The sequence below is a fragment of the Chitinophaga barathri genome, from assembly GCF_003807585.1.
GTDB lineage: Bacteria > Bacteroidota > Bacteroidia > Chitinophagales > Chitinophagaceae > Chitinophaga > Chitinophaga barathri.
In genome coordinates this window covers 14,505-30,537 of sequence record NZ_RMBX01000019.1, presented here as the reverse complement: position 1 = coordinate 30,537, position 16,033 = coordinate 14,505, and the positions used below count along the sequence as shown (strand labels likewise).

The 16,033-nt window shown below is 54.0% G+C and carries 15 protein-coding genes and 1 riboswitch; of the genes, 7 read left to right on the top strand and 8 right to left on the bottom strand.

The features are described from left to right. Nucleotide 1: 1 nt before the first annotated feature. Nucleotides 2–98: riboswitch (TPP riboswitch) on the bottom strand. 14 nt (nucleotides 99–112) lie between these two features. Then, the gene (locus EG028_RS26625; protein ID WP_162946645.1) at nucleotides 113–709 is read right to left on the bottom strand and encodes a DUF4142 domain-containing protein; all 597 of its coding nucleotides are present in this window, start codon (nucleotides 707–709) and stop codon (nucleotides 113–115) included. A gap of 273 nt (nucleotides 710–982) precedes the next feature. On the opposite strand from EG028_RS26625, the gene EG028_RS26620 reads away from it, so the two are divergent. Continuing rightward, nucleotides 983–1,783: a hypothetical protein gene (locus EG028_RS26620; protein WP_120519321.1), complete on the top strand. Its 801-nt coding sequence runs from the start codon at nucleotides 983–985 to the stop codon at nucleotides 1,781–1,783. Between the two features lie 21 nt (nucleotides 1,784–1,804). Then, nucleotides 1,805–2,578 carry a carboxylesterase family protein gene (locus EG028_RS26615; RefSeq protein WP_120519320.1) on the top strand — a complete coding sequence of 258 codons (774 nt, stop codon included), beginning with the start codon at nucleotides 1,805–1,807 and terminating at the stop codon, nucleotides 2,576–2,578. A 149-nt stretch (nucleotides 2,579–2,727) separates the two neighbouring features. Here EG028_RS26615 and hemL read toward each other — a convergent pair whose 3' ends face one another. From hemL to hemA, 7 genes are all read right to left on the bottom strand, one after another. Then, on the bottom strand, nucleotides 2,728–4,014 hold the full coding sequence (gene hemL / locus EG028_RS26610) for a glutamate-1-semialdehyde 2,1-aminomutase (RefSeq protein WP_120519319.1): 1,287 nt from the start codon (nucleotides 4,012–4,014) through the stop codon (nucleotides 2,728–2,730). A gap of 14 nt (nucleotides 4,015–4,028) precedes the next feature. After that, the gene (hemB, locus tag EG028_RS26605; protein WP_120519318.1) at nucleotides 4,029–5,000 is read right to left on the bottom strand and encodes a porphobilinogen synthase; all 972 of its coding nucleotides are present in this window, start codon (nucleotides 4,998–5,000) and stop codon (nucleotides 4,029–4,031) included. Between the two features lie 22 nt (nucleotides 5,001–5,022). Continuing rightward, nucleotides 5,023–5,940 (bottom strand): oxygen-dependent coproporphyrinogen oxidase, encoded by a 918-nt coding sequence (hemF, locus tag EG028_RS26600; RefSeq protein WP_120519317.1) that lies wholly within the window; start codon nucleotides 5,938–5,940, stop codon nucleotides 5,023–5,025. Nucleotides 5,941–6,021: 81 nt separating this feature from the next. After that, nucleotides 6,022–7,050: a uroporphyrinogen decarboxylase gene (hemE, locus tag EG028_RS26595; RefSeq protein WP_120519316.1), complete on the bottom strand. Its 1,029-nt coding sequence runs from the start codon at nucleotides 7,048–7,050 to the stop codon at nucleotides 6,022–6,024. Next, on the bottom strand, nucleotides 7,047–7,784 hold the full coding sequence (locus tag EG028_RS26590; RefSeq protein ID WP_162946644.1) for a uroporphyrinogen-III synthase: 738 nt from the start codon (nucleotides 7,782–7,784) through the stop codon (nucleotides 7,047–7,049). The genes hemE and EG028_RS26590 overlap by 4 nt, the downstream gene beginning before the upstream one ends. After that, a complete protein-coding gene (gene hemC / locus EG028_RS26585; protein ID WP_120519314.1) occupies nucleotides 7,771–8,694 on the bottom strand; it encodes a hydroxymethylbilane synthase in 924 nt (307 codons plus the stop codon). The genes EG028_RS26590 and hemC overlap by 14 nt, the downstream gene beginning before the upstream one ends. 3 nt (nucleotides 8,695–8,697) lie before the next feature. After that, nucleotides 8,698–9,957 (bottom strand): glutamyl-tRNA reductase, encoded by a 1,260-nt coding sequence (gene hemA, locus EG028_RS26580; protein WP_120519313.1) that lies wholly within the window; start codon nucleotides 9,955–9,957, stop codon nucleotides 8,698–8,700. A 318-nt stretch (nucleotides 9,958–10,275) separates the two neighbouring features. Here hemA and hemH point away from each other — a divergent pair, with 318 nt between their 5' ends. From hemH to EG028_RS26555, 5 genes are all read left to right on the top strand, one after another. Further along, a complete protein-coding gene (gene hemH / locus EG028_RS26575; RefSeq protein WP_120519312.1) occupies nucleotides 10,276–11,319 on the top strand; it encodes a ferrochelatase in 1,044 nt (347 codons plus the stop codon). A gap of 124 nt (nucleotides 11,320–11,443) precedes the next feature. Continuing rightward, nucleotides 11,444–12,577 (top strand): Re/Si-specific NAD(P)(+) transhydrogenase subunit alpha, encoded by a 1,134-nt coding sequence (locus EG028_RS26570; protein ID WP_120519311.1) that lies wholly within the window; start codon nucleotides 11,444–11,446, stop codon nucleotides 12,575–12,577. A 27-nt stretch (nucleotides 12,578–12,604) separates the two neighbouring features. Beyond that, complete coding sequence (locus EG028_RS26565; RefSeq protein ID WP_120519310.1) at nucleotides 12,605–12,913, top strand: NAD(P) transhydrogenase subunit alpha; 309 nt, start codon at nucleotides 12,605–12,607, stop codon at nucleotides 12,911–12,913. A 4-nt stretch (nucleotides 12,914–12,917) separates the two neighbouring features. Continuing rightward, nucleotides 12,918–14,477, top strand: coding sequence for an NAD(P)(+) transhydrogenase (Re/Si-specific) subunit beta (locus EG028_RS26560; protein WP_174235440.1), 1,560 nt, complete (start codon nucleotides 12,918–12,920; stop codon nucleotides 14,475–14,477). Nucleotides 14,478–14,616: 139 nt separating this feature from the next. Continuing rightward, a complete protein-coding gene (locus EG028_RS26555; protein ID WP_120519309.1) occupies nucleotides 14,617–16,002 on the top strand; it encodes a methyltransferase RsmF C-terminal domain-like protein in 1,386 nt (461 codons plus the stop codon). The last annotated feature ends 31 nt before the right edge of the window (nucleotides 16,003–16,033 follow it).

The following is a 16,033-nucleotide window of genomic DNA, read 5'->3' as shown; positions in this document are numbered from 1 at the left end:
ATACTCCCACATTCTCTTTTCCCTTCGCCGGCATTACCCGGATCAGGTTCTAAAGGTTTCAATCTCAGGCTTTGAAGTTGCCACCCTTATGAGAAAAAAGCGGGGTAATCTCTTATTTTAATTTGGCCTGTTCTGCCTTGATCATATCCAGGTGCTTGCGCAGTTCGGGCAAGGTTTTACCAAACCATTCCTTTACTTCAGGATCATTGGCATCAGCGGCTGTTTTGTCAAACAGTTTGATGGCGCTTTCATGCGCATCCGCCAATTCTTCTAAGAAAGCTTTATCGAAATCTGTGCCGCTCTTTTCGAACAACTGTGATACGTCTTTTGCTTTTGAATCAGGCAAGGCGTTCGGCAGGATCACGTTTTTCTTGGTGGCCAGTGCCAGCAATTCTTTGTTTGCTTTTTCATGAGCATCCTGCATGTGTTTCGCCAGTTTTTTAACACCGGCGTTCGTGGTTTTGGTCTGTGCCTGGGTAGCTACCAGCACTTCCCATACTCCCGCCTCCGCTGCTTCGGTCAATGCTTTGGAATCGCCACGAAGGCTGTCCCCTTCAAGCATATCCTTATTTACGTCATGCGCAAGGTCCTGCGTAATACCGGTGTCCGCGGCGGTCGTGGTGTCGCCCTGGTTCCTGTTGGCGCCACTGTTGCAGGCAAAAAGTCCGGCAACGGCCAACGGTAATAATAATGTGGTTAGGTTTTTCATTTGCTGATTTTTTTTCTTTTGCCAAATGGGACCTCGCAAGCTTGGCCTCATCTGTTTGATTTCAGGAATAGTAATGAAAAGATTATGCCATGAGCTTATACGCTGTTTTACAGGCACTTATCTGTGGAAAGTGTGGAATTACATGCATGGCTGTTTTCCCGGAACAGGTAATTTAATGCTGATTTTCCTCCACGCCGGAGTAAAAAGTATGATCTCCTTACTATATGTATTGTAAATATTTATTATATTTACAGGGAAATACATCCTTTACCTATGATTTCCTGGAACTTCCTTGCCTTTTTCCTGGTGCAGATGAGTTTCTCCCAACCGGACACCAGGGCATTCCCTATCGCGGATTTCAACGACAAACTGAAAACCGCCGAATGGATGATCTCTTATGATAGCGCTGCCTGGCGTATGTCCGAGCTGGTTTCCCATGTGGACAATGACCTGCTGGCCCGTATGGGCCGCGAATGGTTTTGTTTCCGCGGGCCGGACAGCCTGTGGAACGGGGTGTACGGGAAATATAAAGACGGGAAATACGACCTCGTGGTTCAGTATCATATAGACGAATCGGATTCCATTTCGGAGGTGAAGGAAAAGCTGGACAGCAACATGCTGGTGGCCGTATCCCAGGCGATCAATACCGCCTACACGGAAGCGGGGCTGAGACTGGGGAAATCCTACGTGCGGTTTAATAAGTTTGTAAGATATCATAACGATCAGACCATTACCATCTGGCTGCTGCCCGCTTTGCAGCCCAATGAAATAGCCCTTTACGGCGGAGAGTTTTATTACCGTTTTGATAAGACCGGCGCAAAGGTCCTCGACCGCTGGGAGTATTTCCAGGGATTTAAAGGATTCCGTTTTGGAAAGGCAAGGGAAGTGAAACTGGAATATGAAGCGGTTACAGCGCCTCCGCAGGGCGCGGTGTATTTTGCGCTGCAATACAGGGAGCAGTTTAAAGGCGTGCATATAGAGACGAAGGAAAATAGCAGCAGGTTAAATTTTAACCAGGTAAAGGGATATTACTGGGAACATAAAGAAAAAGACCTGCGGAAAATTGTAAATTAATGGGTTTAAACCCTTAGCACCATGAGACACATTTTTTTATTCCTGCTCCTGTGCTGCCCGTTCTTTGCAGGGGCGCAGGATTTTGAGGCGAAATGGTTCCTCCGCGGCGCCGATACCCTGCCATACCGCATCCTGCTGCCTGAAAATTACAGTACTGTCAGAAAATATCCGTTGATCGTGTTTATGCACGGCGCTGGTGAAAGAGGGAACGATAACCAGGCGCAGCTTACCCATGGCAGCGCATTGTTCCTGAAAGACAGCATACGTAAGGCATTCCCCGCGATCGTTATTTTCCCGCAATGCGCGAAAAACACATCCTGGGCCACCCTGCGCCCCGAGCTGGACAGCGCGGGCAACCGCATCGGGTTTAGTTTCCCTGCGGAAGCGGCGCCAACCGTGCCTTCCGCACTGCTATACCAATTGATAGACAGCCTGCTGGCCTCTAAAAGCGTGGATACAAAACGGGTGTACGTAGGTGGTCTTTCCATGGGCGGTATGGGCACGTTTGATATGCTATCCCGCTTCCCGAGCCGCTTTGCGGCCGCTTTCCCGATCTGCGGCGCGGGCAATGAAACGCTGAGCAGTCGTTATGCAAAAAATACCGCGCTCTGGATCTTCCACGGCGGAGATGATAAAGTAGTGCCTCCGGGCTCTTCCCGCAAGTTTTATGCGCTGCTCAAAGCAGCGGGCGCGGACGTAAAATATACAGAATACCCCGGCGTGGGGCACAACAGCTGGGACAACGCATTTGTGGAACCCGAGCTGCTGCCCTGGCTGTTCTCACATCATAAGTAATGTAATATTGGACATTCACAGGTGTAATCATTGAAGGCGCGGGCGTTCCGCGCCTTCTGCATTTCTGTCAATCAAATCCCCGGATAAAAAAAGTCCCGGCGTATCGCCGGGACTCACTCTCACATTACCTGGATTGATTGTTAACTTCTTTATTTGATCGCCTGCATGGATGCTTTGGCGGCTTCAATAGTGAATTCGATGTCTTCCTGACCGAGCGCATGGCTGATAAACCAGCTTTCAAACGCACTGGGCGGCAGGTATACGCCTCTTTCCAGCATGGCGTGGAAGAAACGCCTGAACAGCTCGTTGTTCGCTCCGGATGCGGCGGAGAAGTCCACGATGGGATATTCCGCAAAGTGCACGCTCATCATGGAACCGATGTGATTGATCTGGTATACCACGCCAGCGGCGCCGAAAGTTTCGCGGAGGCCCGCCACCAGCTGGCTGGTCTTTTCTTCCAGCTGTGTGTAGATAGCAGGGCGTTCCTGGAGGGTCTTCAGCAGGGTATAACCGGCTATCATCGCAATAGGGTTGCCACTGAGCGTGCCGGCCTGGTATATTTTACCCGCGGGGGCAATGTGCTCCATGATCTCGCGCCTGCCTGCGAACGCGCCTACGGGCATACCGCCGCCGATGATCTTGCCAAAGGTTACGATATCCGCGCGAACGCCCAGCAGCTCCTGTGCGCCTCCTTTCGCCAGCCTGAAACCGGTCATTACTTCATCCATGATAAACACGATGCCGTGTGTATCGCAAAGGGCGCGCAACCCTTCCAGGAAGCCCGGCTGCGGCAGGATGCAGCCCATGTTGCCTGCAACGGGCTCCACGATGATGGCCGCTATTTGTTCCGGGTATTCAGCGATCAACTGCTCTACCGCGGGAAGGTTATTGTAAGGTACGCTCAGCGTGTCTTCCGCTACGGTGGCCGTTACGCCGGGTACGGACTGGATGCCCAGGGTGGCCACGCCGCTGCCCGCGCTCACGAGGAAAGAATCCGCGTGGCCGTGGTAGTTGCCTTCAAACTTGATCACCTTGTTGCGCCCGGTATAGCCGCGTGCAAGGCGCAGGGCGGACATACAGGCTTCCGTGCCGGAGTTCACCATCCTCACCATGTCTATGTTCGGCACCATGCTCACGATCAGCTCCGCCATGGAGATCTCCAGCTCTGTAGGCGCGCCGAATGAAGTGGAGTAGGTAGCGTATTCCTGGATGGCTTTCACCACCGGCTCGTACGCATGGCCCATGATCATAGGCCCCCAGGAGTTGATGTAATCGATGTAGCGGTTGCCGTCCACATCGTACATATAAGCTCCTTTGGCGTGCTGCATGAACACGGGCGTGCCGCCCACGCTTTTGAAGGCGCGCACGGGCGAGTTCACACCGCCTGGAATCACCTGCTGCGCTTTTTCGAATAATGTTTTGCTCTTGGTATACATGCGGAATAAGGTTTTTATTGGTTTAACAGGCGCACCGCGTCTTTTGCGAAGTAGGTGGCGATCAGGTCCGCACCGGCTCTTTTGATGCTGGTGAGGCTTTCGATGATGGCTTTTTCTTCGTTGATCCAGCCCATTTTTGCCGCCGCTTTGATCATGGCGTATTCGCCGCTGACGTGGTACGCGCTCACGGGGAGGGTTACACTGTCTTTGATGAGACGGATAATGTCCAGGTAGGCCATGGCGGGTTTTACCATCACAATGTCCGCGCCTTCGTCCACATCCATCAGCGTTTCACGCAGCGCCTCACGCGCGTTCGCGAAATCCATCTGGTAAGTCTTTTTATCACCGAAGCCGGGAGCGGAATCCAGCGCGTCGCGGAAGGGGCCGTAGAAACAGCTGGCGTATTTGGCGCTGTAGGCCATGATGCCGGTCTTCGTAAAGTTATTTTCTTCCAGTGCCTCGCGGATAGCCAGGATGCGGCCGTCCATCATATCACTGGGGGCTATAATGTCCGCGCCTGCCTGTGCATGGCTTACGCTCATCTGTGCAAGCACTTCCACGGTAGCGTCGTTCACGATCTCTTCACCTTCCACGATACCGTCGTGGCCGTAGGAGGAAAAGGGATCCAGCGCTACGTCCGTCATCACGACCATACCGGGCACCGCGTCTTTCACGGCTTTGATGGCCCTTTGCATGAGGCCGTCCGGGTTGAGGGCTTCGGTGCCTTTGTTGTCTTTCAGTTCATCCGCACATTTTATGAACAGCAGTACGCTTTTGATGCCCATGGCCCAGAGTTCCTTTACTTCCTGCACGGTGCCGTCCAGCGAGTGGCGGAAATACCCGGGCATGGAGGATATCTCTTCTTTAACGCCTTTGCCTTCCGTGATAAACAGCGGGGCGATAAAATCGTTCGGCGTTAAAATGGTCTCCGCCACCATAGCTCTGATGGCGGGGGTGTTGCGTAAAATTCTGTTTCTTCTGATCATCACATTTTATTTAAAGATCCGTCTAATCCTTCACCCATTCACGCGGCTTCAGGTATTCCAGCAGCTTTGCTTCTTCACTGCCGGGTGCGGCCTGGAAGTCATATTCCCAGCGGGCTCTCGGCGGCAGGCTCATCAATATGGATTCGATGCGCCCATTGGTTTTGAGGCCGAAAAGGGTGCCGCGGTCATGTATCAGGTTAAACTCCACATAACGGCCTCGCCTGTATTCCTGCCAGTCCGTATGCGCTTCGGTATACGGCATATCTTTTCTTTTTGCCACGATAGGCAGGTAAGAATTGATGAACGCGCTGCCGTTCGCCACCTGGAATTGCAGGAGTGCTTCGGCGGTACGTTCAGGCTGCGGGCGGAGGTAATCGTAAAAGATGCCCCCGATGCCGCGGGCTTCGTTGTTGCGGTGTTTATTGATAAAATATTCGTCGCAGTGTTTTTTGTACTGGGGGTACAGTTCTTTGCCAAACGGGTCGCAGGCTTCTTTGAAAGTACGGTGAAAATGTGCGCCGTCCTCCTCGAAGATGTAGTAGGGGGTGAGGTCCGAGCCGCCGCCAAACCAGCTGTCCGCCACCTGGCCATCCGCACTGTACAGTTCAAAATACCGCCAGTTTGCGTGTACGGTGGGCACAAACGGGTTCTGCGGATGTATCACGAGTGAAATTCCCGCGGCAAGGAAACTGCTGTTGTCCGGTACGTTGAACTGCTGCGCCATCACGGCTGGCAGCTGCCCGTGCACCACGGAGGTATTGACGCCGCCTTTCTGGAATACGTTGCCGTCTGCTATCACGCGGGTGATGCCGCCTCCGCCGCCTGCGCGGTCCCAGCGGTCTTCGCGGAACTTCGCCCCGCCGTCCATGGTTTCCAGGGACTGGCAGATGTCGTTCTGCAACTGGTGTATGAATGATATAAACTGGTCTTTGATACTCATGCGCACGGTTAATTTAAGAAATCTCTGTTACACGGTATGTTTCTGCATGATCATAATATCGTCAGCGGGGGCATTGGCATTTTACGCGTAGCTTTTTACCGCCTCTATGAAAGCCTTTGCATGATCCACCGGTATATTCGGCAGGATGCCATGGCCCAGGTTTGCAATGTAACGCTGCGGGCCGAAGGCGTCGATCATTTTTTTCACGGCTTTCTGAATTTCCGGGATCGGCTTCATCAGCTGGGCGGGATCGAAGTTGCCCTGCAAAGTTACGGCCGGGCCTGCAAACTGGCGCGCCAGCTGCGGTTTGATGCCCCAGTCAAGGCCAAGGCCCTGTGCGCCGGTAGCGGCCATTTCTTCCAGTGCGAACCATGCGCCTTTTGCGAACACGATCACAGGAGCTACGCCCTGCAAAGCGGCCACGATGCGGCGGATATACTGAAGGGAAAATTCTTCAAAGTCTTCAGGGCTCAGCAGGCCGCCCCATGAATCGAATATCTGCACTACGTCCGCGCCCGCCAGCACCTGGGCTTTCAGGTAAGCGATGGTGGTTTCGGTCACGCGGTTCAGCAGCTCATGCGCCACTTCCGGCTGGGTATAACAGAATGCTTTTGCTTCGTCGAAGGTTTTGGAGCCTTTGCCCTGTACCATGTAGCAGAGCAGCGTCCAGGGGGCGCCGGCGAATCCGATGAGGGGCACGCGGCCGGCAAGGGTCTGTTTGGTGAGCGTAAGGGCTTCCATTACATAGGACAGGCGGTCGTTCACATCGGGTATCACGATGCGGTCCAGGTCCGCGGCGGACTTGATGGGCTGTGGCAGCAGCGGGCCGAGTTTTTCCACCAGTTGCACTTCCATGCCCATTGCCTGGGGCACCACGAGGATGTCCGAGAATATAATCGCAGCGTCCACACCTACCTGGTCCACCGGCATCACGGTGATCTCAGTGGCCAGTTCAGGGGTCTGGCAGCGTTCAAAGAAAGAATATTTATCGCGCAGCTTGATGTAATCAGGCAGGAAGCGGCCGGCCTGGCGCATCATCCATACAGGCGGGCGGGGAACCGGGGTTCCTGCCAGCGCCTTCAGCAGTAAGTCATTCTGTAATCCGCTCATTCGTAGCAATTGATATTGTCAAAGTAAAAAATAGCTGTCTCCACCAGCTTCGCCACTGAAGGCCCGGGGCTGGTAATCACCCGGTTGTTGGTAAACATCCCGATGGCCGCGGCGGTAGTGCCGCCGATGGCAAAACATACAGTACCGGCAGGGAGCGAGTTGGACGTAAAGAAACTGCGCACGCTGCTGGGGCTGAAAAACAAGATGCCGTCGTAATCTTCGTTCAGCGCGGCGGGTGTTTCAACGGTGTGATACACCACCATTTCTTCCAGCCCGATGCCGTTTTCCTGTAAATGATCGGGCAGGTCCGGCCGGCGGATGTTGCCGCTGAAAAATATCACCTTATCCGCGATCCCGTCTTTTACGATCCGTTTGGCCAGCTCCAGCGAATTGGCGCCGGTGCCTTCTATCACCACGTTCCGCATTCTTTCTTCCACGGCCTGGCGGGTAGCGCCTTCCAGGCAATATACCCGGTGCCTGGCGGCGAGGTTGTTGGCGTTTTCGCTGTGCATCCACACGCTGGTAACGAATTTCACGGCATTGGGGCTGGTGAATACCAGTACGCCGCCCGCCGAAGAAAGTTCCAGGATACGTTTGCGCATATCGCCGGTGATCACGGGCTGTACGTCAATAAAAGCCTGCGCCACTATGGCGATGCCATGCTGCGCGGCCGTGTGCACCAGGTCCTGGGGCAGCGGCTTTGTGCTTAATATGCGGTAATTAGCCCTGGGCATTCCTGATCTCTTCAATGATAACATCCCCGCCTTTGTCCAGTACTTCCTGCGCGGCGTCCTTCCCGATACCTTCAGCTTCCGCTGCCGGCACCTGCCGGGTAACGGTAATGCTGCGGTCCCCGTTCAGGCTGCAGAGGTTCCCTTCAAAAAAGAGCTGGTTCCCGTCTATGTACGCATATGCGCTGATGGGCGTGGTACAGCCCCCGAGAAGGGTGCGGAGGAATGCTCTTTCTATGCCGGTGCAAAGTGCGGTTTCATCATGATTGAGGGGGAGGAGGGCTTCGCGGCAGTGGTCATCGTTTTCACGGCAGGCCACCACGATGGCGCCTTGTGCCGGTGCGGGCAGCATCCAGTCCAGTATCACTGAATTGGCGGGCCGCACGTTGATCCTTTCCAGCCCGGCGGCGGCGAAGATGGCCGCATCCCAGTTTTCCGCGGCCAGCTTTTGCAGGCGCGTGTTCACATTGCCGCGGAGGTTGTGCAGCTGGTGCTGCGGGAAACGCCTGAGCCATTGCGCTTTGCGGCGGATGCTGCTGGTGGCAATGTTCGCAGCGTAAGTAGTATCGCTGAGGAAGTCTGTATCTTTTTTGTAGACCAGCAGGTCTTTTACGTTGCCCCGTTCTATCACGGCGGCGTTCATCAGGCCTTTGGGCAGCTGGGTAGGCACGTCTTTGTAGGAATGCACGGCAATGTCTATCCGGTCCGCCAGCATGGCTGCGTCGAGGCTTTTGGTGAAAATGCCCTGCACGCCTATTTCGTACAGCGGGGTGACGAGGTCTATGTCTCCATCGCTTTTGATGGGGACGAGCGTGGCGGAATGACCGTTGGCGGTCAATAAATCTTTTACCAGGTTAGCCTGCCACAGTGCGAGCTGGCTTTCCCGTGTACCTATCCTGATAACTTTGTCCATTGCTTATTCCTGGTTAAAACCGGTCTCGAATATTTCGCTGATCATGGCGATGTATTGGTCGCCTTTGTCAGATTCAGCTTCACGGCGCACTTTACCGGCCATGAGATTAATCATTTTCTGGATGATACGTGAAGATACCTGTTCCATGTCTTCCAGTTTATAGTGCGCGCCGTTTTTCTGTTCTTTGATCTCGCGGGCGTGGATCTCGGTGAGCTTTTCCTTCACGGCTTTGAGCACTACGGCATGTTTGCGCATCTTGAACCAGTAGAGGAATTCCTCCATGTGCTCTTCGATGATGGACATGGCTTTGGGCACTTCGTTCAGGCGTTTCTGCAGGGTTTCGTCCTGCACTTTGCTCAGATCGTCCACGTTCACCACTTCCACATGCGCCAGCTCCCTCACTTCGGGGGCTACGTTGAAGGGAATGGAGAGGTCCACGATCAGCTTGGAGGCGGTGCCTTCCATGTGAGCCTTGAGAATGGTGGGGTGGGGGGCATTGGTGGCTACGAGGATAACGTCCGCGCTTTTCAGCACGCCGTCCATCTCTTCGTAGGGGGCGTATTGCAGGCCATGCTGGCCGGCAAAGTCTTCCGCTACCGCGGTGGTGCGGTTGATGAGCGTGATATTGCGCACGTTCAGGTATTCCATCATGTTCTTGCAGGTGTTGCGGCCTATTTTGCCCACACCCAGCAGCACGATCTTTTTCTGTTGTATATCAGTCACTTTGGCTTCCAGCAGCCTTACCGCGGCAAATGCCACGGACACGGTGCCTGAGCTGAGGCCTGTTTCGTTTTTGATGAGTTTGGAAACCTGCAGCACGCTGTTCACCAGCCTTTCCAGGAAAGTACCGATGCAGCCCTGCGCTTTGGCGAACTTCGCCGCGCCTTTGATCTGCCCGATGATCTCATAATCCCCGAGTATCTGGGAATCAAGCCCCGTACCTACATGATAGAGGTGGCGGATGGCCTGCTCGCCAGACTTGTGATAAGCCAGTTCTGCGAATACCTGCGGATTGCCGTTGGCGGATGTGCACAATAGGTCCATCAGGTCCCCGGGTTCGCCGGCAAAACCATAAATTTCTGTACGATTGCAGGTGGAAAGCACGAACAGATCGTCCATGCCTGCTGCCTTGGCGGCGAGTAAGAGTTGCTGGTATTGGTCCTGATTAATCGCAAATAATCCACGGATCGCAGCGTCAGTTTTCTTATAGTTGATTCCAACAATATGAAAATTCGATATGTCTTTGGGCTGATTGACCTGCATGTTTTTCTAAAAAAGCTTCCGGTTGCAAAAATACAGGCCAGCGCTACAAAACAACGTATAGGGCTGTCACTCCTCTGTCATTTCTACCCCTGGTGATCCGCGCTCTGAAAAAATGATTTTAATCAGGTACGATCATATGCAGCACAGCATTGCGTTAAAACAAAATGATGACACAGTTTAACGGCATGTACGTGATGCAGATCATCTCAAACCAGCCTGTGTAAAGGGCTTTCAAAGTGTTGAATCTAACAATTTAATGACAGAAGAAGGAGGAGAAAGCATGAAAAGCCCTTACTTTTGCATCAATTTTTTAGGTCTATGGTCGCGAAGTCTGATACAGCAATTATACTGATGAACCTTGGTTCGCCGGATTCAACCGCCGTTCCGGATGTGAAGAAATATCTCCTGGAATTCCTGATGGACAAACGGGTGATCGATTACCCCTGGCTGATGCGCAAGCTCCTGGTAGGCGGCGTGATCGTTCCGAAGCGCGCGGAAAGAAGCGCGGAAGCATATAAAAGCATCTGGTGGGAAGAGGGCTCCCCGCTCATCGTGCTCACCAAACAATTACAAAAGGCGCTGCAGCACGACCTGGAGATCCCGGTAGAGATCACCATGCGTTATGGTACGCCTTCGCCCGCGGAAACGTTCGACAAACTCATGAAAGAACATCCGGGACTGAAAGATGTAATACTCGTGCCGCTTTACCCGCATTACGCGATGAGCAGCTACGAAACCGCGGCGGAATATGCCAAAGAGATCCACCGCAAAAAACGTTATCCCTTCGAACTCAGGATAGTGGACCCGTTCTACAAACACCCGGATTACATTCATGCCATGGCCGAAAGCATGCGGCCTTACCTGGAGAAAGAATATGATCATTTATTGTTCAGCTACCATGGTATACCGGCAAGGCACCTACGAAAAGGTGACGTTACCGGCGGCCATTGCCTGAAAGTGAACGATTGCTGCCATGTGGACAGCAAGGCGCACAGCCAGTGTTACCGCCACCAGGTGACCGTTACTACAGAGCTGGTAGCCAGGGAGCTGGGCATCCCCCGGGAAAAATGGAGCATCAGCTTCCAGAGCAGGCTGGGCCGCGAGGAATGGATACGTCCTTATACGGACCATTTGTTCCAGGAATTGCCCGCACAGGGAAAGAAAAAACTCCTGGTAGTATGCCCCGCTTTTGTGAGCGACTGCCTCGAAACGCTGGAGGAAATTGCGGTGGAAGGGAAACATTCCTTCATCAGCAGCGGGGGAGACAGCTTTGTGATGATCCCTTGTATGAACACACATCCCGTGTGGGTAAAGGCCCTGGGCAACCTGTGCCGCGAAAAGATGGAAGCAGTAACGGTCTGAGGCCGTTTTGAAAATAATACCGAAGCCTGCGCTGTGAATGCACGATCAGCGCAGGCTTTTTTTATGTACGGCGGGGTGATTCTCCGCTTTTTTCTTTAAATTCCATCAGCAAAAATCAACACTGATGATCCTGGCCGTACTTAAAGAAAAATCAGGAGAGAACAGGGTGTCGCTCGTTCCGGAAGTAGTGAAACAGCTTGTGCAGCAGCACGTGGAAGTATGGGTGGAAGAAGGGGCGGGCCAAGGTGCTTTTTATCCGGATACCATGTTTACGGAAGCAGGGGCGGTGATCAAACCGCGCAGCGAACTGCTTCAGAAGGCAGACCTGCTGCTTTCGCTCCGCCAGCCCTCACCCCAGGACTGGGAGCAGGTGCCGCCCGGGAAGATATGGATGGGCCTTTACCAACCCCTGTACAACGTTCCTCTCATGCAACAATGGGCGGACAAAAAGTTCACCGTCTTCAGCCTGGATACCATTCCCCGCACCACCCGCGCCCAAAGCATGGATGTGCTCAGCTCACAGGCCAACATTGCCGGATATAAAGCCGTATTGCTTGCAGCGTATACCTATAGCCGTTATTTCCCGATGCTGATGACCGCCGCCGGCAGTATCCCGCCCGCCAAAGTGCTGATACTCGGCGCGGGCGTGGCTGGTTTGCAGGCTATCGCCACTGCCCGCAGGCTGGGGGCCGTGGTAGAGGTGTTCGACACGCGGCCCGCCGTAAAGGAAGAAGTAATGAGCCTCGGCGCGAAGTTCGTGGAAGTGGAAGGCGCCGCGGATGCTTCCAAAGCAGGGGGATACGCGGTGGAGCAATCCGCTGATTACCAGGCCAAACAGACCGCCAGGATCGCCGAAAGCGCCGCGAAGGCGGACATTATCATCACCACCGCGCAGATCCCCGGCAAACCAGCCCCTGTACTGATCAGCAAAGCCATGCTGGAATCCATGAGGGCCGGTTCCGTGGTCATAGACCTGGCCGCCGCCACCGGGGGCAACACAGCGCTTACAAAAGACGCATCTACCATAGTGCACAACGGTGTGACCATCATCGGTAATTCGGACCTGGCAGGCGCCGCCCCCGCGGACGCCAGCAAACTCTACGCCCGAAACGTGCTGAATTTCCTGAAGCTGATGCTGACCAAAGAAGGCGCCATCAACCTGAATTTCGAAGATGACCTGGTAAAGGGCACCTGCATCGTGCATAACGGGGAGATCGTGAATGACCGCGTGAAACAGCTGCAACCCGCCGCCGTATAGATTTTCAAACTTTTTAACTGGCAGAACATGACCGCAGTACTGGACTTTTTACAACTGCATATTGAGATGGTGTATATCGTCATACTCTCCATTTTTCTCGGGATAGAGGTGATCGGCCGTGTGCCCTCCGTGCTGCATACCCCGCTCATGAGCGGCGCAAATGCGATCCACGGCGTGGTGATCATCGGCGCTATTATCGTGATGGGAAAAGCGGAATCAGACAATTACCTTGCGCTGATCCTCGGCTTCCTGGCCGTGATACTGGGAACGCTGAACGTGGTGGGTGGTTTTGTGGTGACGGACCGTATGCTGGAAATGTTTAAAAAGAAGAAATAATCATATGCCTGGAATTCTCCTGAACATCGCGCCCGGAATATTATCCGTTGCCTACCTGATCGGTTCCGTTACATTCATCATGGGGCTGAAAATGCTCAGCAACCCCGCATCCGCCAGGAAAGGCAACCTGATAGCGGCCGCGGGCATGTTCATTGCCATTGCGGGCACCATATTCCTCTACGAGGAAAACGGGGAGAAGCTGGGAAATTACGGCTGGATATTCGCCGGCCTCGTCATTGGTTCCGTGATAGGAGTGCTGGCGGCCAAAAAGGTGAAGATGACGGCCATGCCGGAAATGGTGAGTATGTTCAACGGGATGGGCGGCGCCTGCGCCATGCTCATCTCCATCGTGGAGTTTAATCACCTGGTCCACGGCGGCGCGGAAATAAACATCGCTGCGGGTTTTAAAGCAATAATAGCAGGCGCGGAATTTAATGCGTTTACGAATATTACCGGCAAATTGCTGGTGATATTGCTAGGGCTCATCATTGGCAGCGTATCCTTTGCGGGCAGCGTGGTAGCATGGGGCAAGCTGAACGGCAAGATTAAAGACTATGCTTTCAAAGGCCAGCATATTGTGAACCTGGCCATCCTTGGCGTGATCGTGATCCTGATGGTGTGGCTGCTGGTATCCGCGCACCATAGCGGGTCGGATTTTAATTATTCGCTGGAGATATCGGATGCATCCCTCAAGCTCTCCGGAGATGGTGGTTTGAGCGGGTTAAGCGCCGGTTTTTATATCATTCTCGCACTGTCCATCGCCTACGGCATTTTGTTCGTAATGCCGATCGGCGGCGCGGATATGCCCGTGGTGATCTCTTTGCTCAACTCTTTCACCGGTGTGGCAGCTGCCTGCGGCGGGTTCCTCTACAATAACCCCGTGATGCTCACCGGCGGTATCCTCGTAGGTTCCGCGGGAACGATCCTTACCATCCTGATGTGTAAAGCAATGAACCGTTCCCTGAAGAACGTGCTGATCGGCTCATTCGGGGCCTCCGCCACGGGTGGTGGCGGCGCTGCGAAGGAATTCGGGAATTACAAGGAGATAAGCCTTTCGGATGCGGCCGTTGTGCTGCGGTATGCCAGCAAAGTAATGATCGTGCCCGGTTACGGGCTGGCCGTGGCACAGGCGCAGCACGTTTGCCACGAGCTGGAAAAACTCCTCGAAGAACACGGCGTGGAAGTGAATTATGCGATCCACCCCGTTGCCGGCCGGATGCCCGGCCATATGAATGTATTGCTGGCCGAAGCCGATGTGCCATATGAAAAACTGGAAGAGATGGAACAGGCGAACGCCGCCATGTCCACCACAGATGCCGTGCTGGTGCTGGGTGCCAATGACGTGGTGAACCCCGCCGCCAAAAACGATCCGTCCAGCCCCATCTACGGGATGCCCATCCTGGAGGTGGAACTGGCCAAAATGGTGATCGTGAATAAACGCAGTATGAAACCAGGATACGCGGGCATAGAAAACGAGCTGTTTTTCCAACCTAAAACCTCTATGCTTTTCGGCGATGCCAAAACTGTGCTGCAGCAGCTGGTCGCGGAAGTAAAAGCGCTATAGGGGAGGATATCCGGTCCTCTGCGATAAAACTTTCCCTGTCATCGCGGGCTGCATTTTCCGCATAATTATCTTCAGGTTTATTGCCTCTCCGGCTATAGTGAAAATCCTATAAATCTGTAACTTTGCGGAAAAACTGAAATTGCCAGCATTACCCACGGCTTTTACGGACTCATTACAGGGCCTTCCCGGCTTCCGGGAAGAGACGTTTTTACAGGTGCATCAGTCGCCCGAACGAGTTACTTCCATCAGGCTGCAGCAGCAGAAAATAAGCGGCATCAGCGCGGTATTTCCGCAACTGGATACTACGCCCGTCCCCTGGACTTCAGGCGGTTATTATCTTTCCAGCCGCCCCTCATTCACCTTCGACCCGCTTTTCCATGCCGGCACCTATTACGTGCAGGAAGCCTCTTCCATGTTCCTGGAAGAAGCCATCCGCCAGACCACGGATACCGGCGCCCCGATCAGGGCGCTCGACCTCTGCGCGGCTCCGGGTGGTAAAAGCACGCTCATACAAGGGGCGATTCACCCGGACAGTGTGCTGGTCGCGAACGAAGTGATCAAGACCCGCGCGGCCCTGCTGGCGGACAATATCACCAAATGGGGCGCTGCGAACGTGGTGGTGACCAACAATGATCCCCGCGACTTTACACGCCTCCCCGCATATTTTGATCTCATGATAGTGGATGCGCCCTGCTCCGGATCGGGCCTTTTCCGCCGCGATCCCGAAGCAGTGGAGGAATGGAGCCAGGACAATGTGATCCTCTGCAGCCAGCGCCAGCAAAGGATACTGGCCGATGCCCTGCCCGCGCTGAAGCCCGGCGGCGTGCTGATCTACTCCACCTGCTCTTACGCGGTTGAAGAAGATGAGGAGATCATGGACTGGCTGATGGAACATTTTGAAATGGAAAACATCCCGCTGCAACTCAGGCCGGAATGGCATATCGTGGAAACTGCTTCCGTGGGGCACAAAGCCATGGGATACCGGTTTTACCCGGACCAGGTGCGGGGCGAAGGTTTTTTTATCGCCTGCTTCCGCAAGCTGGGCGGCCCCGCCCAGCCGCCTAAGATCAAAGCCGGTTTCAGCAGCCTGCCCCGGAAAGAAGCAGAACTGGTGCGGCCCTGGTTGCAAAATGCGGAGGAAATGGCACTGATGGCGCATAAGGGCGAAGCCATGGCGCTGTCCATACCGCTGGCAAAAGAAATTGCGCTGATACAGAAACAATTATACATCCGGAAAGCGGGCGTAAAAGCCGGGCAGCTGACGCCCCGGGAGCTGGTGCCTGACCATCAGCTGGCCGTGAGCACCTGCATCGCGGATAATTTACCCGCTGCGGAACTGTCGCTGGAACAGGCTTTACGTTATCTTCGCAAGGAAGAGTTTACGCCGGAAGGCGCCGCAAAAGGCTGGAACCTGATGCGTTTTAATGGTAAAAACCTGGGCTGGGCCAAAGTTCTGCCGAACCGTATCAATAATTATTACCCGAAGGAATTGCGTATCCTCAAAGCAGGGATGCCTGATTTATAAACATGTGAAGAAATAGTACCGGTATGGTTTG